The 20,984-nt window shown below is 72.3% G+C and carries 23 protein-coding genes; 17 read left to right on the top strand and 6 right to left on the bottom strand.

The window, feature by feature from the left end:
- Positions 1-9 precede the first annotated feature (9 nt).
- The 7 genes from FXF52_RS23405 to FXF52_RS23375 all read left to right on the top strand — a co-directional run bounded on the left by FXF52_RS23405 (position 10) and on the right by FXF52_RS23375 (position 6,265).
- Entirely contained in the window at positions 10-531 is a 522-nt protein-coding gene (locus tag FXF52_RS23405) for a transcriptional regulator (protein ID WP_255472249.1), read from the top strand.
- Positions 532-630: 99 nt separating this feature from the next.
- On the top strand, positions 631-2,958 hold the full coding sequence (locus tag FXF52_RS23400; protein ID WP_255472248.1) for a bifunctional diguanylate cyclase/phosphodiesterase: 2,328 nt from the start codon (positions 631-633) through the stop codon (positions 2,956-2,958).
- A 62-nt stretch (positions 2,959-3,020) separates the two neighbouring features.
- Complete coding sequence (locus tag FXF52_RS23395; RefSeq protein WP_148800072.1) at positions 3,021-3,533, top strand: hypothetical protein; 513 nt, start codon at positions 3,021-3,023, stop codon at positions 3,531-3,533.
- Between the two features lie 122 nt (positions 3,534-3,655).
- Positions 3,656-4,294 carry a hypothetical protein gene (locus FXF52_RS23390; RefSeq protein ID WP_148800069.1) on the top strand — a complete coding sequence of 213 codons (639 nt, stop codon included), beginning with the start codon at positions 3,656-3,658 and terminating at the stop codon, positions 4,292-4,294.
- A gap of 140 nt (positions 4,295-4,434) precedes the next feature.
- Positions 4,435-5,193 carry a MerR family transcriptional regulator gene (locus tag FXF52_RS23385; protein WP_148800066.1) on the top strand — a complete coding sequence of 253 codons (759 nt, stop codon included), beginning with the start codon at positions 4,435-4,437 and terminating at the stop codon, positions 5,191-5,193.
- Between the two features lie 19 nt (positions 5,194-5,212).
- Positions 5,213-5,530 (top strand): putative quinol monooxygenase, encoded by a 318-nt coding sequence (locus FXF52_RS23380; protein WP_187413649.1) that lies wholly within the window; start codon positions 5,213-5,215, stop codon positions 5,528-5,530.
- 462 nt (positions 5,531-5,992) lie between these two features.
- On the top strand, positions 5,993-6,265 hold the full coding sequence (locus FXF52_RS23375; protein WP_148800060.1) for a hypothetical protein: 273 nt from the start codon (positions 5,993-5,995) through the stop codon (positions 6,263-6,265).
- A 162-nt stretch (positions 6,266-6,427) separates the two neighbouring features.
- Here the strand turns inward: FXF52_RS23375 and FXF52_RS23370 are convergent, their stop codons facing one another.
- A complete protein-coding gene (locus FXF52_RS23370) occupies positions 6,428-7,933 on the bottom strand; it encodes an SLC13 family permease (protein WP_148800057.1) in 1,506 nt (501 codons plus the stop codon).
- A gap of 36 nt (positions 7,934-7,969) precedes the next feature.
- Positions 7,970-9,511: a gluconokinase gene (locus tag FXF52_RS23365; RefSeq protein ID WP_148800055.1), complete on the bottom strand. Its 1,542-nt coding sequence runs from the start codon at positions 9,509-9,511 to the stop codon at positions 7,970-7,972.
- 241 nt (positions 9,512-9,752) lie between these two features.
- Between FXF52_RS23365 and FXF52_RS23360 the strand changes: the two genes are divergently transcribed.
- Entirely contained in the window at positions 9,753-10,910 is a 1,158-nt protein-coding gene (locus FXF52_RS23360; RefSeq protein WP_148800052.1) for a hypothetical protein, read from the top strand.
- Positions 10,911-10,914: 4 nt separating this feature from the next.
- Here FXF52_RS23360 and FXF52_RS23355 read toward each other — a convergent pair whose 3' ends face one another.
- Together FXF52_RS23355 and FXF52_RS23350 are read right to left on the bottom strand one after the other, a co-directional pair.
- Positions 10,915-11,343 carry a VOC family protein gene (locus tag FXF52_RS23355; RefSeq protein WP_148800047.1) on the bottom strand — a complete coding sequence of 143 codons (429 nt, stop codon included), beginning with the start codon at positions 11,341-11,343 and terminating at the stop codon, positions 10,915-10,917.
- Positions 11,344-11,427: 84 nt separating this feature from the next.
- The gene (locus tag FXF52_RS23350) at positions 11,428-11,985 is read right to left on the bottom strand and encodes a hypothetical protein (RefSeq protein WP_148800044.1); all 558 of its coding nucleotides are present in this window, start codon (positions 11,983-11,985) and stop codon (positions 11,428-11,430) included.
- Positions 11,986-12,129: 144 nt separating this feature from the next.
- On the opposite strand from FXF52_RS23350, the gene FXF52_RS23345 reads away from it, so the two are divergent.
- Positions 12,130-13,308: a phosphotransferase gene (locus FXF52_RS23345; RefSeq protein ID WP_148800042.1), complete on the top strand. Its 1,179-nt coding sequence runs from the start codon at positions 12,130-12,132 to the stop codon at positions 13,306-13,308.
- Positions 13,309-13,323: 15 nt separating this feature from the next.
- Here the strand turns inward: FXF52_RS23345 and FXF52_RS23340 are convergent, their stop codons facing one another.
- Positions 13,324-14,184 carry an AraC family transcriptional regulator gene (locus FXF52_RS23340; protein WP_148800040.1) on the bottom strand — a complete coding sequence of 287 codons (861 nt, stop codon included), beginning with the start codon at positions 14,182-14,184 and terminating at the stop codon, positions 13,324-13,326.
- Positions 14,185-14,299: 115 nt separating this feature from the next.
- Between FXF52_RS23340 and FXF52_RS23335 the strand changes: the two genes are divergently transcribed.
- The 4 genes from FXF52_RS23335 to yidD all read left to right on the top strand — a co-directional run bounded on the left by FXF52_RS23335 (position 14,300) and on the right by yidD (position 17,046).
- Positions 14,300-14,599, top strand: a complete 300-nt coding sequence (locus FXF52_RS23335; protein ID WP_255472246.1) for a helix-turn-helix transcriptional regulator — start codon at positions 14,300-14,302, stop codon at positions 14,597-14,599.
- A 153-nt stretch (positions 14,600-14,752) separates the two neighbouring features.
- A complete protein-coding gene (locus FXF52_RS23330) occupies positions 14,753-15,769 on the top strand; it encodes a hypothetical protein (protein WP_148800037.1) in 1,017 nt (338 codons plus the stop codon).
- Positions 15,766-16,581, top strand: a complete 816-nt coding sequence (locus tag FXF52_RS23325; protein ID WP_148800034.1) for a hypothetical protein — start codon at positions 15,766-15,768, stop codon at positions 16,579-16,581. The genes FXF52_RS23330 and FXF52_RS23325 overlap by 4 nt, the downstream gene beginning before the upstream one ends.
- An 87-nt stretch (positions 16,582-16,668) precedes the next feature.
- Positions 16,669-17,046, top strand: a complete 378-nt coding sequence (gene yidD / locus FXF52_RS23320) for a membrane protein insertion efficiency factor YidD (RefSeq protein WP_255472245.1) — start codon at positions 16,669-16,671, stop codon at positions 17,044-17,046.
- Between the two features lie 20 nt (positions 17,047-17,066).
- On the opposite strand, the gene FXF52_RS23315 is transcribed toward yidD, so the two are convergent.
- Complete coding sequence (locus FXF52_RS23315) at positions 17,067-17,432, bottom strand: VOC family protein (RefSeq protein ID WP_148800029.1); 366 nt, start codon at positions 17,430-17,432, stop codon at positions 17,067-17,069.
- A 132-nt stretch (positions 17,433-17,564) separates the two neighbouring features.
- Here FXF52_RS23315 and FXF52_RS23310 point away from each other — a divergent pair, with 132 nt between their 5' ends.
- From FXF52_RS23310 to FXF52_RS23295, 4 genes are all read left to right on the top strand, one after another.
- A complete protein-coding gene (locus FXF52_RS23310; RefSeq protein WP_148800027.1) occupies positions 17,565-18,032 on the top strand; it encodes a hypothetical protein in 468 nt (155 codons plus the stop codon).
- A complete protein-coding gene (locus tag FXF52_RS23305) occupies positions 18,025-18,924 on the top strand; it encodes an alpha/beta fold hydrolase (protein WP_148800024.1) in 900 nt (299 codons plus the stop codon). The genes FXF52_RS23310 and FXF52_RS23305 overlap by 8 nt, the downstream gene beginning before the upstream one ends.
- 67 nt (positions 18,925-18,991) lie before the next feature.
- Entirely contained in the window at positions 18,992-20,239 is a 1,248-nt protein-coding gene (locus FXF52_RS23300; protein WP_148800021.1) for an RNA polymerase sigma factor, read from the top strand.
- A 77-nt stretch (positions 20,240-20,316) separates the two neighbouring features.
- On the top strand, positions 20,317-20,976 hold the full coding sequence (locus FXF52_RS23295) for a DUF998 domain-containing protein (RefSeq protein ID WP_148800018.1): 660 nt from the start codon (positions 20,317-20,319) through the stop codon (positions 20,974-20,976).
- Positions 20,977-20,984: the final 8 nt, after the last annotated feature.

The raw sequence follows: 20,984 nt of genomic DNA, 5'->3' as shown, positions 1-20,984 counted from the left end.
CCTTTCGGGGTGGCCAACGAGATCACCGACGCGCTGCAGGTCCGCACCCCGGCCCAGTTCAAGGCGCTGGCCCACCCGTTCCGCCACCGGCTGCTCTTCGCGCTCGGACCCGGCCCGGCCACCATCAGCCAACTCGCCGCCGGCCTGGGCACGGCGAAGGGCACTGTCGCCCACCACCTCAAGGTCCTCACCGAGGCGGGCATGGTCCGCCCCGCCTACACCCGCCAGGTACGCGGCGGCACCGAGCAGTACCACGAACGCAGCTACCGCCGCCTCGTCGGCGAGACCGTCGACTCCGAGACCACCGCCGCCATGCTCGGCGCGGTCGCCGAGGAACTCACCGGCGACTCGGATCCGCTGCTGCACCTGCTGCACCTGCGGCACCTGCGGCTCACCCCGGAGCAGGCGCACCGGCTCCGGGCCACCCTGGACGACCTCGTCAGCGACGCCGAGGAGGCCGGCCCGGACCAGCCACGCTACGGCGTCCTGGTCGCCCTCTACCGCCGCCACGACACGCCGTCACCGACCTGACCGGGACGGTGGCCGACGCCGATTGGCTCTGGCGGCGGTACCAGGCGGTAGCTAGGCTGGCGGGCGTTCGCCGTCCGCAACTGGTCCTCATCGTCGAGGGTGCGCGCACAGAAGGCCGGAGCGAAGTTCGTTGTACCCCAGCAGGACGTGAGCCTCGCCGCCCCGGGCGTGGCCCGTCCCTCGCTCTCCGGCCGCGTCGGGCTCGTCGCGGCCGCGTTCGTCGTACTCTCCGAAGCCCTCTGGCTGGTGGCCGGCCTGCCCGGCGCGGCCCTGGCCAGCGACCTCGGCGCGGTCGCGGTGGCCAGCTGGGCGGCGGTGGCCTGCACCGGGGCGGCCCGGCGGCACCCGGAGACGCTACAACGGTTCTGGACGTTGCTGGCCGTCACCATGGCGCTCGCGGCGATCGGCCGGAGCGTGTGGACAGTCGAGCGGCTCGCCGGGCACGACCTGCCGCACACCGCGCTCGTCGGCGGGCTCTTCACCGCAGGCATCGTCACCGGCACCGCCGCGCTGCTCTGTTCGCTGGCCGCCCCACGCAACCTGGTCGGGCAGTCCCGCACCCTGCTCGACGGGGTGATCGTCGGGCTGGCCCTGATCCCGATCGCCTGGCTGGTGGTGTTCCGCGACATCGCCGCCGCCGACCTGACCGACCCGCTGCGCACCTTCGGGCTGCTCTACCCGATGTTCGACCTGATGCAGCTCACCATCCTCGTGGCGGTCGCCGGGCCAGCCCGCCCGATGTGGCCGGCGCACACCCTGATCGGCGTCAGCCTCGCCACCCGCGCCATCGCCGACACCATCTACGTCTCCCTCGTCGCACACGGCAGCTACGCCCCCGGCCACCCCATCGACCTCTGCTGGCCGCTGAGCTACCTGCTGATCGGCGCCGCCACCCGGTGCCCACCACCGGCCGGCGACGACGGGGACGACGAGGGCACGGAGTCGCCGCTGCCCCCGTGGTGGCGGGTCGCCCTGCCCTACCTGCCGGTGGGCGGGGCGATCATCGCCGTGGTCCTCGCCCGGCGGCCCACCGGGCAGAGCCCACACCTGATCTTCGTCGCCATGATGGCGCTGCTCGGGGTGCTGGCGCTGCGGCAGGGGCTGGCCGCCAACGAGAACCTGCGGCTGGTCGTCCGGCTGCGCCGGCTCGCCTACTCCGACCAGCTCACCGGCCTGCCCAACCGGCTGACCTTCACCCGGCGGCTGCGCCGGGCCCTGCGCGACGGCGGCCCGGTCGCCGTGCTGCTCCTCGACCTGGACGGGTTCAAGCAGGTCAACGACCGCTTCGGGCACGCCGCCGGGGACCGGCTGCTGACCACCATCGCCGACCGGATGCGCGACGCCGTCGGCGCCGACGGCATGATCGCCCGGCTCGGCGGCGACGAGTTCGCGGTGCTGCTCGACCGGGACCGGCCGGTGTCGCCCGAGCGGCTCGCCGAGCGCCTGCTCGCCGCCCTCGAACCGCTGCCCGGCGAGGAGGACCTGGGCGTGCACCCGTCGGCCAGCATCGGCATCGCCGAGTACGGCCCGCAGCACACCTCCCACACCGACCTGCTCCGCGACGCCGACATCGCCATGTACGCGGCGAAGGCGGCCGGCAAGTCGGCGTACCGGACCTGCACCCCGCAGCTGCGCGAGTCGGCGGTGACCCGGGCCGAGCTGATCGCCGACCTGCGCCGCGCGGTCGACGAGGGACAGCTGATGATGGAGTTCCAGCCGATCGTCGACCTGGCCACCGGCGCGGTCCGCAGCGCGGAGGCGCTGGTGCGGTGGCGGCACCCGCGGCTCGGGGTGCTCCCGCCGGCGAAGTTCCTGCCGCTGGCCGAGGAGACCGGGCTGATCCTCGCGATCGACCGGTGGGTGATCCAGCTGGCGTGCCGGGCCGCCGCGACCTGGCGGGAACAGGCGCCCGAGGTCACCGTGGCGGTCAACATCGCCGCCGCCCATCTGCGCCGCCCCGATCTGATCGCCACGGTCACCGCCGCCACCGCCGCAGCCGGTCTGCCGCCGCGCGCGCTCACCCTCGAACTGACCGAGTCGGCGCTGATCGAGGGGAGCGAGGCCGTGCTGGAGCGGCTGCGTCAGCTGCGCGACCTCGGCATCCGCATCGCCATCGACGACTTCGGCACCGGCTACTCCTCGCTGAGCTACCTGCACCGCATACCGGCGACCGAGCTGAAGATCGACCGGTCCTTCGTGTCCCGCCTGGACGCCGAGGACACGCAGGCGTACGCCACGGTGGAGATGGTCAACCGGCTGGCCGGCGCGTTCGACCTGGTGGTGGTGGCCGAGGGGGTCGAGACGGGCACCCAGCACGCGGCGGTGACCGCGATCGGCTGCCTGCACGGCCAGGGCTGGCGGTACGGCCGCCCGGCCACCCTGACCGAGCTGCTCACCATCCTCACCCCGGTCGACGCGACCGGCTGATCGTCACCTACCCGTTACGGCCTCGGGTGGGGACGTTGACCCGGTGACGAGACAGTAGGTCCATGGCCATTCCGCTGCGCCGAGCCGTCGCCGCGTCCGCCGCCGCGCTGATAACTGTTGCCGGTCTGACGGCCTGCTCCCCGGAGATCAAAGGGGTCACCGGAGTCAGCGTGGACGGATCCGGGCAGCCGGTGGCCATGCTGGCCTGGTGCGCCTCACACCCGCCGGACGTCGTGCTGCTCTTCGACGCCACCGCCGACGACCGGCATCCTCGGCGCACCGAGTGGGACTGGCCCGGGCGCGAATATCGCGTACCGGACGACGCGACCTCCCCGGCGACGGTGCCGCTGACCGGCTTTCCACCGTCAACGCTTCCCACCGGCGTAGTCGACTTCGCGATGTACGCCGCGACGGACGACAACTCCTTCTCTGCGGCACGGGTGACCTTCCGGCTCGCCGACCTGGCGGGGCTGAAGCCCGGTTTGGTCCTGGTCACGGGCTACCAGGACGAGTCCGAGTCCTTGCGTGAACTCACCCTTGAGGAGTTCGCCCGGCGGGGCGCCGAGGAATGTTGACCCGCCGACGGCAGGTCGAAGGTCCCGGGTGGAACAGGGGGTTCGGCCCTGCTTGATGGGCTGCGCCGGCGGCGACGATGAAACGGACATCGAAAGACGCCACCAGCCACACAGGAGCAGTCATGAAGCGCCGGACCTTGGATCTGCTGTTCAGCATCGGCGGGTTGGGCCTTGCGGTCCTGCTGCTCGTCGTGGGCATCGTCCTGACGACGAACGCCAACTTCGCCAACACCTACGTGCACGACCAGCTCGCCGCGCAGCACATCAGCTTCAAGCCGGCCGACCAGCTCACCGACGAGGAGAAGAAGTCGGACTGCCTGCGCGAGTACGCCGGGAAGCAGCTCACCACCGGCAAGCAGGCCGAGTGCTACGCCAACGAGTTCATCGGCCTGCACCTCAAGTCGATCTCCGGCGGCAAGACCTACGCCGATCTGGGTCAGCCGGAGGCAGCGCTGAAGCAGCAGGTGGCCCAGGCCGAGCAGAGCAACGCCGCCAACCTGGCCGACCTGCAGAAGCAGCTCGCGCAGGTCACCGCCCAGCGGGAGACCGTCTTCAAGGGTGAGAGCCTGCGCGGCATGCTGCTGACCTCGTACGGCTTCAGCGAGTTCGGCCGCAAGGCCGGGCAGGGCGCCCTGGCCATGTACCTGGGTGCGGCGCTGCTCCTGCTGCTGTCGATCGCCGGCCTGGTGCACGCGTTCCGCACCCCGGCCAGCGAGGCGTTCGCCGCGCCGGAGAAGACCCGGGAGCCGGTCACCGCCTGATCCCGCCACGATCGCCCCCGGCCTGGTGAGGCCGGGGGCGATCGGCTTTCCGGCACGCCGGTGTGAGGTGGGATGCAGAATCTGGCTTGACCCTCACGTAGCGAGAGGCGGGACCCTTGGCCGTGGAAGGGAGGGAACCCATGCCGTACACGGTGGGTCAGGTGGCGCGGGCGGCCCGGGTCACGGTCCGCACGCTGCACCACTACGACGAGATCGGGCTGCTGTCGCCGAGCGGACGCACCCCGGCCGGCTACCGCCGCTACGAGGACGCGGACCTGGAGCGGTTGCAGGTCATCCGGGCCTACCGGGAGTTGGGGTTCCCGTTGGAGGAGATCGCCGAGATCCTCGACGACCCGGGCGCGGACCCGCTGCCGCACCTGCGGCGGCAGCACGAGCTGCTCACCGGGCGGATCGGGAAGCTGCGGGAGATGGTCGCGGCGATCGAGCTTGCGATGGAGGCGAGAACGTTGAACATTGAGCTCACGCCGGAGGAACGGTTCGAGGTCTTCGGGGACTTCGACCCGGACGCGCACGCCGAGGAGGCGGAGCGGCGCTGGGGCGGCACCGAGGCGTATCGGCAGTCGACCGAGCGGGTTGGCCGGTACTCGAAGGAGGACTGGCTGCGGAACAAGGCCGAGAACGAGGACTGGGGGCGGCGGTTTGCCGAGCTGATGGCCTCGGGCGCGCCGGCCGACAGCCCGGAGGCGATGGCGCTGGCGGAGGAGCACCGGCAGCGCATCACCCGCTGGTTCTACGACTGCTCCTACGAGATCCACACCGGGCTGGCCGACATGTACGTCGGCGACCCGCGGTTCACCGCGTACTACGAGAAGATCCGGCCGGGGATGGCCGCGTACCTGAGCGAGGCCATCCACGCCAACGCGATCAACCGGGCCTGACCCTCGCCGGGGTGCCAGGATGGGCCGGACGGCTCACCCGCGGGAGGTCTCCTTGATCATCGTCGCCGGCACCCTCTACGTCGATCCCGCCGAGCGGGACGCCTACCTGGCCTCCTGCGTGGCGGCCGTCCGGGCGGCCCGCTCGGCGCCGGGCTGCGTCGACTTCGCGGTGAGCGCGGACCTCGTCGAGCCGGGCCGGATCAACGTGTACGAGCGGTGGGAGTCCGACGAGCAGTTGCTCGCGTTCCGCGGGTCCGGCCCGGCCGAGGAGCAGGTGGCGGCGATCCGCGGTGCCGAGGTGCACAAGTTCCGCATCTCGGGCGTCGAGGCGCCCTGACCCAGATCACGGCACCGCTGTGCCGTAGTCGGACGTGCGGGTGCCCGGGTGGCAGCACACCGGGAAGGCCAGCCAGCGCAGGGTGGTCGCTGGCGACTCCACGGGTACGGCGGGTTGGCGCGGGTGCCGCTTACTCGGCCGTGGCTTCCGCCGCCGCTTGCGGACCTGCTCTTCATCGCCTTGGAGCTGAATCGCCTGTGGGTCGCCGACTACGTCTCGACGGTGCGACGCGAACTTGCCTTTCTCCGACAGCTCGTGGATCAAGGAGGCCACACGTGATACCCGAGGAGGTCAAAGTCGCCGATATGGTTAGGATATTGACCGACCACGATGCGGAAGTCCTCTGACCGAGAGGAGGTGGGAGCGGGCGCTCCCGTTCTGGCTCACCTGGCACGCTCTGGTGCCATAGCAATTGTCCAGCATCTCCCAAGCCACATATCTAGCAGTAGGAGGGATGGGCTCATGCTCAGGAAGCGGATCCTCGCACGTGTGACGACCGCAGCCGTCCTCGGCTTGATCGTCACGACGATTGCCGGCGCAACTCCCGCCAACGCCAGCCCGGCAACAGCCACTACCGAAACCTTCATCGGATACGGCTACCTGCCCGAGAACGCGCACCAGGACGCATTGGCGCAGATGCACGCCTACAGCCCGAGCTGTTATGAGGTGAGCACGACCTACTCGCCCGCCGGTTCGATGCATTACTGGAAGGCGACGCTCACGGCCGAGTGCTGAAGGAAGAACGGCGCCGGTAGGCCGCTGGGGGATCCACGCCCGGTTCCCCCAGCCTCGCCGACCTGGCCGGCCGGTCCTCTCCACGTGTGGCGGGCGGCTGATCCCAGGTTCTCTCGGCTGGGTAGCGCGCTGTGCCGTGCGGGACGGCGTATCTGATGGCCGTTAGACGAAGACGTCGATGATGAGGACGCCGGCGAAGCCGACCACGGAGATGATCGTCTCCATCACCGACCAGCTCTTGATGGTCTGCCCGACGGTCAGCCCGAAGTACTCCTTGACCAGCCAGAAGCCGGCGTCGTTGACGTGTGAGAAGAACAGTGACCCGCAGCCGACGGCCAGGGCCAGCAGCGCCACCTCGGTGCCGCCGAGGGTGGCGGCGAGCGGTGAGACGATGCCGGCGGCGGTGATGGTGGCGACGGTGGCCGAGCCGGTGGCGACCCGGATGCCGACGGCGACCAGCCAGCCCAGCAGTAGCGGCGAGAGGTTCGCGCCCTTGGCGGCGTCGGCGACGAGGTTGCCGACGCCGGCGTCGACGAGTACCTGCTTGAAGCCGCCGCCGGCGGCGACGATCAGCAGGATGCCGGCGATGGCCGGCAGTGATCCGCCGAGGAAGCCGGAGACCTGGTTGCGGCTGAATCCGGTGCGGTAGCCGAGGAAGATCATCGCGAAGATGACGCCGGCGAGCAGGGCGATGATCGGGGTGCCGACGATGTCCAGCGCCTTGCGGCCGCCGGTGTCCTTGGCGAGGGTGAGCTCGCCGATGGCGCGCAGCAGCATCAGCGCCACGGGCAGCAGCACGGTGATCACGGCAGCCCACAGGGCGGGGGCGCGGCGGGGGCGCTGTCCTTCGTTGATCGGCGCGCCGGGGCGGCCGGTGCCCGGGTTGATCAGGTCGTCCTCGGTGACCAGGTCGCCGTCGGCGTCGAGTCGGCCGCCGGACGGGGTGGTGGGGCGTCGTTCGGCGGCCGTGACCGGCCGGCGGGTGGGCAGCAGCGCCTCCGGTGCGGTGGCGGGCACGTAGCGGGCGATGAGGTTGCCGAAGACCGGTCCGGAGATGATCACGGTGGGGATGGCGATCAGGAGGCCGAGGGCGAGGGTCTGGCCGAGGTTGGCGCCGAGGGCGTCGATCGCAACCAGCGGGCCGGGGTGCGGCGGCACCAGGCCGTGCAGCACGGACAGGCCGGCCAGCGCCGGGATGCCGATCTTCATCAGCGGTATGTCGACCCGGCGGGAGACCAGCAGCACGATCGGCACCAGTAGGACCACGCCGACTTCGAAGAAGAGCGGGAGCCCGATCAGGGCGGCCACGCCGGCCATCGCCCAGGGCAGGGCTCCGCCCGAGACCCGGGCGACGACGCGTTCGACGATTTTGTCGGCGCCGCCGGATTCGGCGAGCAGGCCGCCGATCATCGCGCCGAGGGCGATGAGCAGGCCGACGCCGCCGACGGTCGAGCCGACGCCCGCGCTGAACGAGGTGACGATCTTGTCGACGGCGACGCCGGCGACCACCCCGAGTACGGCCGCGCCGAGGATCAGGGCGAGGAACGGGTGCACCTTGCCCCAGGCGATGAGGAGCACCACCGCGACGATGCCGAGCACGGCGGCGATGACCAGTTGGGTGTGACCGGCGTTCGTGAGCGGCGCCGGTGCGGCGAGCAGTGCGACCACGGCTATCACGACCTTCGGGAGTCGTCCGCCCCCGGGTCAGCGGGGAAGGGCGATGGGTGGTGGTTCCGGCGGCAGGCTCGGCGCCAGTCGCCGCAGCGACGCGAACGTTGGCACGAGCGCGTCGTACAGCTCGGAGAAGAGCGGCAGGAGGGTGGCGTAGATGGCGGCGGAGGCCGGGTCGGGGCGTACCGTTTCCTCGATCTGGACCAGGTCCGCGGCGACGTCGATGGACTCGATCAGGCCGAGCGCCTGCATGCCGAGCAGTGCGGCCCCGAAGCTGGATCCTTCGTGGCCGTGGGGGAAGCGCACGGGCATGCCGAGAGCGTCGGCGAGGATCTGCCGCCACAGCGGGCTGCGCGCGAAGCCGCCGCTGGCGCGGACCTCGCGTACCTCGTTGCCGGCCGCCCTGACGGAGGCGAGGACCAGGGCGAGCTGCTGGCAGACCCCCTCCAGCGCGGCCCGGACGAGGTGTTCGCGGCGGTGGCCGTGGGTGAGCCCGACGTACGCGCCGCGGGGCAGCGCGCTCCAGTGCGGCGCGCGTTCGCTGAGCAGGTACGGCAGCATGATCAGCCCGCCGGAGCCGACCGGCGCGTGGGCGGCCAGTTCGAGCAGTTCCTCCTCGGCGTGTTCGCCGAGTTCGGGGGCGAGTGCCTCGCCGGCCCACTGCAGGACGATGCCGCCGTTGTTGATCGCGCCGCCGACCACCCAGCGGCGCTCGGTGAGGGCGTAGCAGAAGACCCCGCCGAGCGGATCGACGCCGGGGCGTTCCACCATCACCCGCATGGCGCCGCTCGTGCCGATGGAGCAGGCCACCTCGCCGGGGTGCACCGCGCCGAGGCCCAGGTTGGCCAGTGGTCCGTCGCCGGCGCCCACCACGATCGGGGTGGCGACGGGCAGGCCGGTGGCCGCGGCCGCCTCGGGGGTGAGCCCGGGCAGCACGTGGGTGGTCGGTACGAGCTGGGGTAGCTGTTCCTCGGTGATGCCGGCGATGCCGAGCGCCTCGGCGTCCCAGGCGAGTCGGTGGATGTTCATCAGGCCGGTGGCGGAGGCGACGGAGTGGTCGGTGACCAGCGCCTCGGCCAGCCGCAGCAGCACGTAGTCCTTGATGCCGACCCAGTGCGCGACGCGTTCGAACAGTTTCGGTTGCTGCTCGGAGAACCAGACCAGTTTCGGCAGCGGCGCCATCGGGTGGACCGGGGTGCCGGTGCGCCGGTGGATGGCCAGGCCGGACGGCACGGCGCGGAGCCGTTCGGCCTGGAGGCTGGCTCGGGAGTCGGCCCAGGTGATCGACGGGGTGAGCGGAACGCCGTCCGCGTCCAGCCCGATCAGGCTGTGCATGGCGCTGCTGAAGGACAGCCCGGCGACGGGTCCGGGCAGCTCGTCGACCACCTCCCGGATCGACTGGACCACCGCGTCGAAGATCAGCTGCGGGTCCTGCTCGGCGTATCCGGGGTGCGGCTCGTCGAGCGGGTAGCCGTGGGAGTGCGCGACGAGTTGCCGTCCGCCGGTGTCGTAGGCGACCGCCTTGGTGCTGGTGGTACCGATGTCCACGGCCACCACGACGGTCGGTTCGCCCACCGGTCCACCTCCTCGCCGTCACGCCACGGCCCGTTGCGGCTGACGTTACCGACGGTCCGACCCCCTCGCAGGGTGAAGCGGGGCAGCCGAGATCGTGGGGGAGGCGATGAGTGGGATTCGGCCTAACGTGCAGGTCAATCACCCGATCGGTTGGATTTGCAACTTGCGCGTGTCTTGTTGCCCCTCCGCCGCAGTTGACAGGAACGACACCCCGGTGGGCTCGCGCGGCGGAGGAGTCGGCGTGGCGATGACTGATTCGACGGGTTCCACGTGGCGGTACCGGTGGGCGCACCGCCAGAACGAACGGCGGCTGCGCACCTTCCACGCGGCCGACGAGGCGTGGCGACGACGCGACGACGAACTGCGCCGCCTGCGTACCCTCGCCGCGTCCTTCCACGGCTCCGCCGAGGCGGGCGTCGGCCTGCCCATGGAGCTGGCCCCCGGTGAGGTGGTCTTCTGGACGCTGCCGGCCGCGCAACTGGTGGAGGTACGGCACACCGCCGTGCTACCGGCCCCCGAACTGACCGTCGAACCCGACCCGCCCGAGCTGCGCCCGCGCCGCCCCGAAGGTGTCCGGGCCGTCGACGCCGGGCTCGCCGTGCTCACCAACCGGCGGCTGGTGCTGCTCGGCGGCCGCGGCCGGCGCGACTGGGCGTACGGGCGGATGACCGGACTGTCCCACGACCCGGGCGCGCCGGTGACGCTGCTCCAGGTCCTGGACCGGCGGCGCACCTCCGGCCTGATGGTGCCCACCGGCGCGGTGGCCGACTTCCGGTTCAAGCTGACCCTGGCGTTCGCCGACGCGATCGAGCAGCGGGCCGCCGTCGTCGCGCAACTCGACGAGCTGATCGAGGAACATGCCGCGGCCCGGCCCGTGCGGCCCGCCATCGCCACCCCGCGCCAGGCCCGCCTGGCCGCGTTCGTCGGCCCGCGCGCCGTCGCGGTCGGTGCGGCCCTCGCCCTGATCGTGCCGGCGATGCTGTTCGAGTCCGACCCGCCGGGGCGTACCGGCGGGTCGGAGCTGGCCGCCGCCGCCACCCCGGCGGCCACCCCCACACCCACGCCGCTGGTGATCGCCCCGGCCGTCCGGGTCGAGCCCACCGCCGCGCCGAAACCCCGACACACCACGCCCGCACCCACGTCGTCGCGCGCTCCCCGGCCGGCCGTCGTCGAGCGGCGCTGCGGCGCCCCGGCCAACCCCTTCGGGTACGACTTCTGCGGCGGCTCCCGGGTCCGCAAGCCCGCCCGGGGCGTCTGCGACTGGTTCGACTGCGTCCCCCGATTCTGGTCCGGACGCGGCTGGCTGGTGCAGTGCCGCGACGGCACGGTCAGCCTGACCGGCGGGCAGCGCGACTCGTGCGCCGGCCACCGCGGCTACCGCCGTACCGTGTGGAGCTGACCGGTCAGCCGAAGTCGGGCACGGTCAGCGAGCCGTCCGGGCCGAGCGGGAAGCCGGGGTTCCAGGCGATCTCCCACAGGTGACCGTCCGGGTCGGCGAAGTAGCCGGCGTACCCGCCGTAGAAGGTCTCCCCGGCCGGGCGGGTGACCGTCGCGCCCGCCTCCGCCGCCCGACGCAGGATCTCGTCGACCTCCTCGCGGCTGCGTACGTTCTGCGCCAGGCCCAGCCCGCCGAACCCGCCGGCGCCCCGGTCGGTCAACCCGGCGTCCGCGGCCAGCTTGTCCCGGCCCCAGAGCACCACCGCCAGCCCGCCGGCCTGGAAGAAGACGGTTTCCTCGACCTCCTGGCCGCGCCAGCCGAGGCGCTCGTAGAAGGTGCGGGCCCGGGCCACGTCGGCCACGCCGAGGGTGATGATGCTGACGCGCTGCTCCATGCCCCGGACGGTACCGGCGACCGCCGACATCGCGGGTCCGCTCCGTGGCCGCGCCGCCGTTGCCTCCGCCCGCGGCCCGGCCGGTCAGCGGTGCGATTTGAGCGGAAGCAGGCCGGCGAAGACCAGGCCGGCGCCGACCGGCAGCAGGTCCAGGTTGACGGCGATGGCGCCGAAGCCGACCAGCACCAGCAGCGGCCCCCACGGCGGCAGCAGCCGCGCTACGGCCGCGCGGACCAGCAGCGTGAGCAGCCCCAGCTCGAACAGCGCCGGCCCGCCGAGCAGCACCAGGTCCGGCGTGGTCACCGCGTCGGCGAAGCGCGGGAACAGGTCGCCGAGGATCACCCAGACGAAGCCGGCCGCCCCGACCAGACCGGCCAGCGCGGCTACGTCGTCCACCGTGTGCAGCCGGGACGAGGCGGTACGCAGCAGCCCGTGCAACCCCACGATCATCGCCCCGAACGCGACGATGCCGAACAGGAACAGCGTGTGCCCGGTCATCCACGCCCACGCCGACTTGTCGCGGTGGCCGTCTAGGCCGTCGACCAGGCGGAGGATGCCGTAGCCGAGCAGCAGCAGCGACGCGGTCAGCGCCACCGGCCGCAGCCAGGCGTACGTGGAGACCCGGGAATCGGTCGTTGTCATTGCCCCAGCGTGTCAGCGGAGCGGGGCGGGGACATCGGGGGTCGGACCCGTAGCGGTCCCGGAGATGCGAGCCTGACTCGGCTCGGGGAGCGGCCCGGTCGATAACCGCTCGCCGCGCAGCGGCCCCGACGCTACCGTCGCGGCGTGTCCCGCACGATCACCCTCGTCCTGGTCGACCGGGACGGCGCGCCGCTCGGCGCCCTGCCTGCGTTCGACGTGCCGGAGCCGTGGTGGCAGCAGGTCGGCGCGATCGTCGACGAGGCCCGCCGCCGCCACGACCTCGAGGTTGCCGTGCTGCGGCTGCTCGCCGCCGACCGGCCCGAACCACCCGGCGGCCACCTCACCTACCTCGGGCAGGTCACCGCGCCCCCGGCCGTACCCCTGGAACCGGTGGCGGTCGACCTGGCGCCGCACCCGCTGCGCGCCCCCTGGGCCGAACCCGGCGGCCCGGCCCGCAGCCTCGCCTGGGCCACCGCCGAACTGCACCGCCTCGGCCGGCCGGTGACCGCCGTCGAGCAGCACCGGACCTGGAACCTGTCCGCGATCTGGCGGCTCGACGGCGACCACGGCAGCGCCTGGCTCAAGCAGGTACCGGTGTTCTTCCGGCACGAGGCCACCGTGCTGCGCTGGCTCGCCGCCGCCGCGCCCGGCACCGCCCCGACGCTGCTCGCCGCCGACGACACCGGCCGCATCCTCCTCGACCACGCGCCCGGCGAGGACCGCTACGCCGCCGACGACACCGAACGCGCCGCCATCGCCGCCGACCACCACACCGTCCAACTTGCCGCCGCCGACGACGTCAGCGCGCTGCTCACCGCCGGCGTACCCGACTTGCGCGGGCCCGCGCTGGCCGGCTGGATCCGCGACCGGCTCGCCCCGCACGACCTGTCCGTCGCCGCCGACCTGCTCGCCGACCTCGACGACCGGCTGGCCGAGGTACGCCGCTGCGGGCTGCCCGACACCCTCGTCCACGGCGACCTGCACCCCGGCAACGTGCGCGGCGACGGCGTGCGGCGAGTGATGATCGACTGGGGCGACTCGTTCGTCGGGCACCCCGCCTTCGACATCCTGCGCCTCACCGAAACCCTCGACCCGGCCGCCGCCGCGCCGCTGCTCCACGCCTGGGCTGCCCGCTGGCGGGCCGACGCGCCCGGCAGCGACCCGCACCGGGCCGTCGACCTGCTCCGCCCGGTCGCCCCGCTGCGGATGGCCGCCGTGTACGCGATGTTCCTCGCCGGTATCGAACCGAGCGAACACCCGTACCACGCTGGTGATGTGCCGGCCTGCCTGAAACGGGCCGCCGCCGAGACTACCGGAAACTGACGGCGCGGGCCGGGATCAGACCCGCCGCACCGGGATCCACAGCTCCGCGTCGGCCTCCGTGCCGTCCGCCGACACCCGGACCTGCGAGATCTCCGGACCGGGCCGACTCTCGTACGGGTTCGACGGGAACCACTGGGTGAACACGTCCCGCCACAGGTACTGCACCGCGTGCGGGAACGCCCCCGAGGTCCGGAACACCGCCCACGAACCGGCCGCCACCGGAAGGCTGTCCAGGTCATCGGGCGTGTCCGCACCGGTCACCACCCCGTGCCAGTAGTCCAGTTCCGTACCCTCCGCACGGGAGCCGGCCAGGTCGTCGCTGACGTTGACGATCCCGCGCGGCTCCTGATCCGACAGCGCCTCGATCCGGCCCACCGTCTCCCGGTCGATGCTCTTGACGAACGCCACGATGGCCGGGTTCATCCCCTCGTGCACCAGCGGCACCCGCGCCTTGCGCCCCACCAGGCGGAACGCATCCTTCTCCACGATCCGATACTCCATGCTGCTGCTCCCTTCCACGACGAGCCGGAAGGACATCCGAGGCTGCGCGCGCAGCGGCGCCCCCGTACGCCGGGCCTCACCCGGGCCGACCCCGTGCACCGCCCGGAACGCCCGGGCGAACGCCTCGTTCGACCCGTAGCCCCAGCGGACCGCGACGTCGAGCAGCGGCACCTCCCCGGCGAGGACCTCCGCGCCCGCCACGGTCAGCCGCCGCCGGCGCACGTACTCCGACAGCGGGATGCCGGCCAGTGCGGAGAACAGCCGTCGGAAATGGTGCTCCGACACGCATGCGATCCGTGCCAACTCGGTGACGTCGACCGGCTGGTCGAGGTGCCGTTCGAGGTGGTCCATGGCCTGGTTCAGCCGCTCCAGCACTCGGTGCTCCTTCCTTCGTTACGCCCTCGACGCTAGGCACACTCGACTCGCTGGACCCGATCACAGGCAGCCCGATGCGATCGGATCGGCTCCCGGACGCAATAGCATCAACGCTTTGAGCCGCCGGCGTCACTTTGACGTGCTGCGACGGCGTCGGATGGCCGAGCCGGGGGCGGAAGAGGTGTACGCGGCGGCGCGGATTGCGTTCGAGCTGGGGCAGGCCGTCCGCGGGCTGCGGGAACAGGACGGCTGGAGCCAGACCCAGCTGGCGCGGGCGGCTGGCATGACCCAGTTCGCAGTGGCGCGCTTCGAGGCCGGCGGCACTGTGCCCACGCTCGTCGTCCTCGAACGGCTGGCCCGCGCGCTGGACCGGCGGCTCGGCGTTCGCTTCTTGCCGGCCGTCGACACGTTCTGACAACCGCCGGGCCTCGCGCGGGTCGAGCCCGTGCGCCCACGACGGCGGACGAACGGCTCGTGGGTCCGAGCGAGATCATGAGCTGACGTCTGGGCAGATCTCCGTGCCGCAGCCAGCGCCCGTGTTATAAGTATTATCTGAGGAGGAGGGAAAATGCTTATATCGGCGACGGCGTGGAGGGCTCTGGTTGATGCCGGAGTTCTTGTCGTGCCGCTCGACGCCGATCACGTCGAGTTGCGGATTGGCCCTCACCGCGGGGTCCTGAGAGTGGTGGCCTCGTCAGCTGTGCTCAGTCCCAGCGACATCGCCCACCTGAAGAGTCGAGTTCGGGAGCAGGTCCTGCTCGTCGTGCCCTCAGCCACGCCCGTTGTCCGATCCGCAGTCGAGGCGGCCGGCTGGTCCTGGTTGGTCGACAACAGGCGGCAGGTCACGGGTCTCCTGCAGGTGGGAGGCAAGCAGGTGTCCATCGAGACGAGAGACGCCGATACCGTGCCCGCACGGGCCCGGCCGGGTCGCGTGCCGTGGGGCACCTTCACCCTGGTGCGACGGTTGGCCGAGCGACCCTGGGCCGGGCAGCAGCAGTTGGCGGCGGTCACCGGCGTCTCTCAGCCTCGCGTGTCACAGGCGCTCGCCGCACTGACCGAACAAGGTCTCGCGCACCGAACGTCGGCCGGTTGGGACGTTGCCGACATCGATGCGGTCTTCGACTGGTGGCTGAACTCGTACCCGGGGCCTGGCGGCCTGAGAACCCTTTGGTACGGCCTGGAGCCGCCGGTGCAGCAGGCAGAAGCCGTCATCGGTCGGTTGACGAGCGGCGACCCTGGACGGATGGCGATCTCGGGTGACGTCGCGGCCGACCGCGTCGCCCCATGGCGAGCCCCGCGTCGAGCGGTCGTCTACGCCCAAACCGGCGTGGACCTGACCGGCGCTGGCCTCACGCCCGCCGACGAGGAGGACGCGACGGTGGAACTGATCGTGCCGAAGGATCCCGGAGTCTGGCCCCGTCGGCCGGCTGACGAGGCACCGGGGAGGAGCGTGCCGCTGGCGGACCCGTTGCAGATCCTGTGGGATGTGGCGCGGGCCCCAGGGCCCGACACCGATGAGGCAGTGCGGCACCTGCGACGAACGCTGCGGGACCGCCGGCGAGCGAGTGGGAGCCGGGCAGCATGATCGGACCCGTGCCACCTGGTGCAACGCCGCCCGGCGTGCTGACTCTGAACTCCACCAGCCGGGCGGCCGATGCCGGCTTCCGGACGCTCGCCGACCTGTCGGCGATCTCCGCAGCACTGGAGTTGGATCACCGGATCGTCGGTGGACACATGGTTACCCTGCTCACCGCAGCGCACGGTGTCGCCGGACAGGTGCCGATGCGGGAGACCCTTGACGCCGACTTCGCCGCATTGCCTGCTGTCGTCGCAGATCCTCGGCTACCTCAGGCCCTAGCCGAGTGCGGTTACCGACGCGGGGATGCGGCGAATCGGTTCGTCCGCCACTACCAGGACAACCACGGGCCGGTGGATCTCGTCGTTGACATCCTTGCCCCGTCGTTCGAGAGCAAACTGGTGCCGAATCAACGCCACGGTGATCTCATCGTGGATGAGGTACCCGGACTGATCCTTGCGCTCCACCGCCCAGCCAGCCTGATTCAGCTGGAAGTTCGCCTGACGAGTGCCGACACGCTGGCGCTACAGGTCGCTCTGCCCGACGTGGCCTCGGCGCTCTGCCTGAAGGCGCTCGCGTACCGGGGCCGCTTCGCCGCCAAGGATGCGGTGGACCTTTGGCGCCTCCTTCATGCTGCCTACGCTGCAGGGCTGACGGCGGAAACCTGGCCAACCAGCACCACCGGCCGTACGGCTGCCCAGATCCTGCACCGCTTCTTCGGGGCGCCCAGCGCGACCGGCCTTACCCAGGTGTCCGCGACGCGGGCCGACTGGACACGCATGCAGGCGCTGGTGAAACACGTCGTCGCCCGACCCGCATGAGTCGACCACCACGCAGGACTATGTCAGGAGCGCTGGCGTGATCCTTGAGATGGCGCCGCGGTGGCGCGGGTGTCGCATCATGGCGTCGTGATCAAGCTGAAGCGCAAGCGGCACCACAAGAAGAAGGGCCGTTCGGACTGCGACACCTGCGACGGCTGTGACTGCGACGGCCCGGACTGCTGCGACTTCGGGCTGTTCTCGTTTCTGCTGACGCTCGGCTCGGTGGCCGCCACCGCCACCGGGAAGCCCATCGTGGACCGGGCCGGCCGGGCGGCCATCCTCGGCTACCGCCGCTGGCTGTCGCACCGCTGGCCCGGCCAGTGCCGCTACACCCCGACGTGCAGCGCGTACGGGCTCGCGGCGGTGGAGAAGTACGGCCTCGCGGTCGGCGGGCGGCTGGCCGCCGACCGGGTACGCCGCTGCAAGCCGCACGTGCCGCGCGGCACCCACGACCCGCTGCGCTGACCGCCCGCCGGCCCCGTCGGCTACCCGGGGCGGTGGCAGACCGCCTCGACGTTGTTGCCGTCGGGGTCGCGGACGAACGCGCCGAAGTAGGTCGGGTGGTATTCGGGCCAGACCCGGGGCGCGTGCAGCACCTCCGCGCCGGCCGCGACCGCGGCGTCGTGGAACGCCTGCACGGCGGCCCGGTCGGGGGCGGTGAAGGCGATGTGCGCTTCCAGCGGCGCGGCCCCGGCCGGCGCGGGGACCAGCCAGAAGTCGGGGCTGTCGACGCCGTAGCCGATCGGGCCGGGCTCCATGATCCGGCGGCCGCCCAGCGGGGCCAGCACCGTGTCGTAGAAGGCGGCGCTGGTGGGCAGGTCGCGCACCATGACGGAGAAGTGGTCGAGCATCTGGTCTCCCTGCGATCCGTGATGACCGCGTCAGGCTATGAACCGGCTACGACATTCAAGCGGTCGCGCGCCTCCGCTTGACAGCATGCGTCAAGTACTTGACGATAGCTGTCAAGCAACGAGGGAGGCGGCATGCCACCGGCTGAAGAGGAACTGGTCGAGCAGCTCACCAGGTTGATCGACATCCGGCTGCTCGATCCGCTCGAGATCCTGGTCAACGGCCACCACGCGATCGACCCGCTGCGGGCCGTCGTCCGCGAGCGGGCACGATCCTGGGCCGCCACGATGGTCAGCGGCGACGATCAGGCCGCCTACGGGGTGATCGCCCGAGCGATCTCCACGCTCTATCCCGGCGACGGCCCGTTCGACCCGCCCCTCGACTGGTGGCGAAGCCCCCTCGGCCAGATCGTCGCGCGGCGGGTCGGCCACCCCACCGCCGAAGCGGTGTCGTACGCGGTGGCCGGCGCCATGCTCGGCATCACCCGCCAGGGCGTCCACGACCTGGCCTCACGCGGCAAGCTCGCCCGCCACCCCGCCGGCGGTGTGCTGTCCGCTGCCGTCCGTGACCGACTGCTCCAGGAGGGAACCCGACGTGCCTGACACCTTCATCAGCTCCGGATCCGTGCCGATCGCCTACCGCGACTTCGGCGGACCCGGGCGCCCGCTGCTGCTCCTGCACGGCGCCGGCGGCAACCTCGCCCAGATGACGACGCTGGCCGAGCAGTTGCGGCCGGCGTACCGGGTGGTCGCCGTCGACCTGCGCGGGCACGGGCGGTCCGGAGACGGCCCGTGGCGGTGGGACGACGTGCTGGCCGATCTGGCCGCCGTCGCCGACGGCCTCGGCCTGGACCGGCCCGCGGTGGTCGGCGTCTCCCTCGGCGGGATGGTGGCCGCGCTGTGGGCGCAGCGCCACCCGGAGTGCCCCGGCGTCGTCAGCCTGGACGGGAACCCGACGCTGGGCCGCCCCGAGCAGCTCGCCGGGATGGACCCGGAGCAGGCGGCGACGCAGCTGGCCAAGCTGCGGGCCGCGTTCGACGGGATGGCCGCGATGCTGGCCGAGCCGCTCACCGCCGAACAGTTGGCCGCCGTGCTGGCCGGGCAGCGGGCGATGGCCGAGCGGTACGGTGCCGCGCCGGAGGAGTGGGTGGCGGCCTTCGAGCGCAACCTGCTGCCGGGCGACGACGGCCGTAGCCGGCTGCGCCCTGGGCCGGAGCTGACCGGGCAGCTGCGGGAGGCGATGGAGTCGCTCGACCTGATCCCCGCCTACCGGGACACCCGCTGCCCGCTACTGCTCGTCCTCGCCACCGAGGACCTGCCCGAACAGCAGGCGTTCCACGAGCTGTACGAGGCTTACCGGCGGGCCACCGCCGAGCGGCTCGCCGCGCTGGACAATCCGTCGCTGCGGGTGCTGCACCTGGCCGGCGCCAGCCACGCGATGGTCGCCGAACGCCCGCAGGAACTCGCCACCCTCATCACCGACTTCCTCAGCTGACACCAGCCCGGGACACGGACGGACCCCGGTACTGGCGAACGTCGGACCGGGCTGCTGTCATGGGCGCATGGGGGAGTCCGAGACACGGCGCACCGTCGAGGCGGTGTGGCGGATGGAGGCCGGGCGGGTCGTCGCCGGCATCGCGGCGATCGTCCGCGATGTCGGCCAGGCCGAGGAGTTGGCCCAGGACGCCCTCGTGGCCGCGCTTGAGCAGTGGCCGCGCGACGGCGTACCGGCCAACCCGGGCGCGTGGCTGACGACCGTCGGCAAGCGCCGGGCCCTCGACGCGCTGCGCCGCCGGCAGACCCAGCAGCGTACGCTCGCCGAGCTCGGCCGCGACCTCGACGAGCAGGTCACCCCCGACTTCGACGCCGCCGTCGAGGACCGGATCGAGGACGACCTGCTGCGGCTGATCTTCGTCTCCTGCCACCCCGTGCTGTCGCCGATCGCCCGGGCGGCGCTCACCCTGCGGCTGCTCGGCGGCCTGACCACCGGCGAGATCGCCCGCGCCTTTCTCACCACCGAGTCCACCGTCGGCCAGCGGATCACCCGCGCCAAGCAGAACCTCGCCACCGCCCGGGTGCCGTTCGAGGTGCCCGGCCCGGCCGAGCGCGCCGAACGCCTCGACTCGGTGCTGGAAGTGGTCTACCTGATCTTCAACGAGGGGTACGCGGCCACCGCCGGGGACGACTGGATGCGCCCGGCGCTCTGCCAGGAGGCGCTGCGGCTGGCCCGGCTCCTGCAGGGGCTGATGCCCGACGAGCCCGAGGTGCACGGGCTGGCGGCGCTGCTGGAGATCCAGGCGTCGCGCACCCATGCCCGCACCGGCCCGGACGGGCAGCCGATCCTGCTGAACGAGCAGGACCGCAGCCGCTGGGATCAGCTGCTCATCCGGCGTGGTCTCGCCGCCCTCGACCGGGCCCGCGCCGGCCAGGCCGGCCCGTACACCCTGCAGGCGGAGATCGCGGCCTGCCACGCGCGGGCGCGTGCCCCGGAGGAGACCGACTGGGCGCGGATCGCGACCCTGTACGCGGAGCTGGCCCGGCTGGTGCCCTCGCCGGTGGTGGAGTTGAACCGGGCGGTTGCCGTCGCCTACGCCGACGGCCCGGCCGCCGGCCTGGAGTTGGCTCGCGCGCTGGCGGACGAACCGGCGCTGGCGGGCTACCACCTGCTGCCCAGTGTGCTCGGTGACCTGTTGGCCAAGCTGGGCCGGCACGACGAGGCCCGGCGCGAGTTCGAGCGGGCGGCGTCGCTGACCGGCAACGCCCGGGAGCGGGCGCTGTTGCTCGACCGGGCCGCCGCGTGCCGGGCGTAAAAATTCTTGAAACGGGATGTCGGATCCCGGTCGACCCGGTCGACGCGTCGGTGAGAACCGCTGACGAGGAGATCGAGATGACCAGTACGACGCTGCCGCAGGCCGGGGCGACCCGGGTCGTTCCGACCGCCACCCTGCTCGCTGGGGGGATGGCCGCCGGGCCGCTGTTCGGGGTGGTGGCCGCTGCCCAGGTGCTCACCCGCGACGGCTTCGACCTGAGCCGGCAACCGCTCAGCCTGCTCTCCCTCGGCGACCACGGCTGGATCCAGATCGCCAACTTCGTCGTCTCCGGGCTGCTGGCCCTCGCCGGCGCGGCCGGGCTGCGTCGCGCGGTGCGAGGTGCGGCGGCCCGCACGTGGGGGCCGGCGCTGGTCGCGGTGTTCGGCGTCGGCATGATCGTCGCCGGGGTGCTGCGCGCCGATCCGAGCATGGGCTGGCCGGCCGGCGCGCCCGAGGGCAACCCGGAGACGATGAGCTGGCACTCCGTCGGCCACGGTGTCGGGGCGATGCTGGCGTTCGGGTCGCTCACCATCGCGTGCCTGGTGTTCGCCCGCCGCTTCCAGCGGCTCGGCGCGTGGGGCTGGGCGCTGTGCTCGGTGCTGTGCGCGCTGGCGACCGTGATCGTCATGGCGTGGCCCGACCAGGGCAGCATCAGCATCCGGATGGCCCTGGGCTCGGTCTTCATCCTCGGTTGGCTCACCGCCGTGTCCGCGCGCGTCCGCGCGGACCTTTCCTGAAGGGAACC

Source organism: Micromonospora sp. MP36, assembly GCF_008119785.1.
GTDB lineage: Bacteria > Actinomycetota > Actinomycetes > Mycobacteriales > Micromonosporaceae > Micromonospora.
The sequence above is the reverse complement of the archived record's forward strand: the minus strand, read 5'-3'. Positions and strand labels throughout refer to the sequence as shown.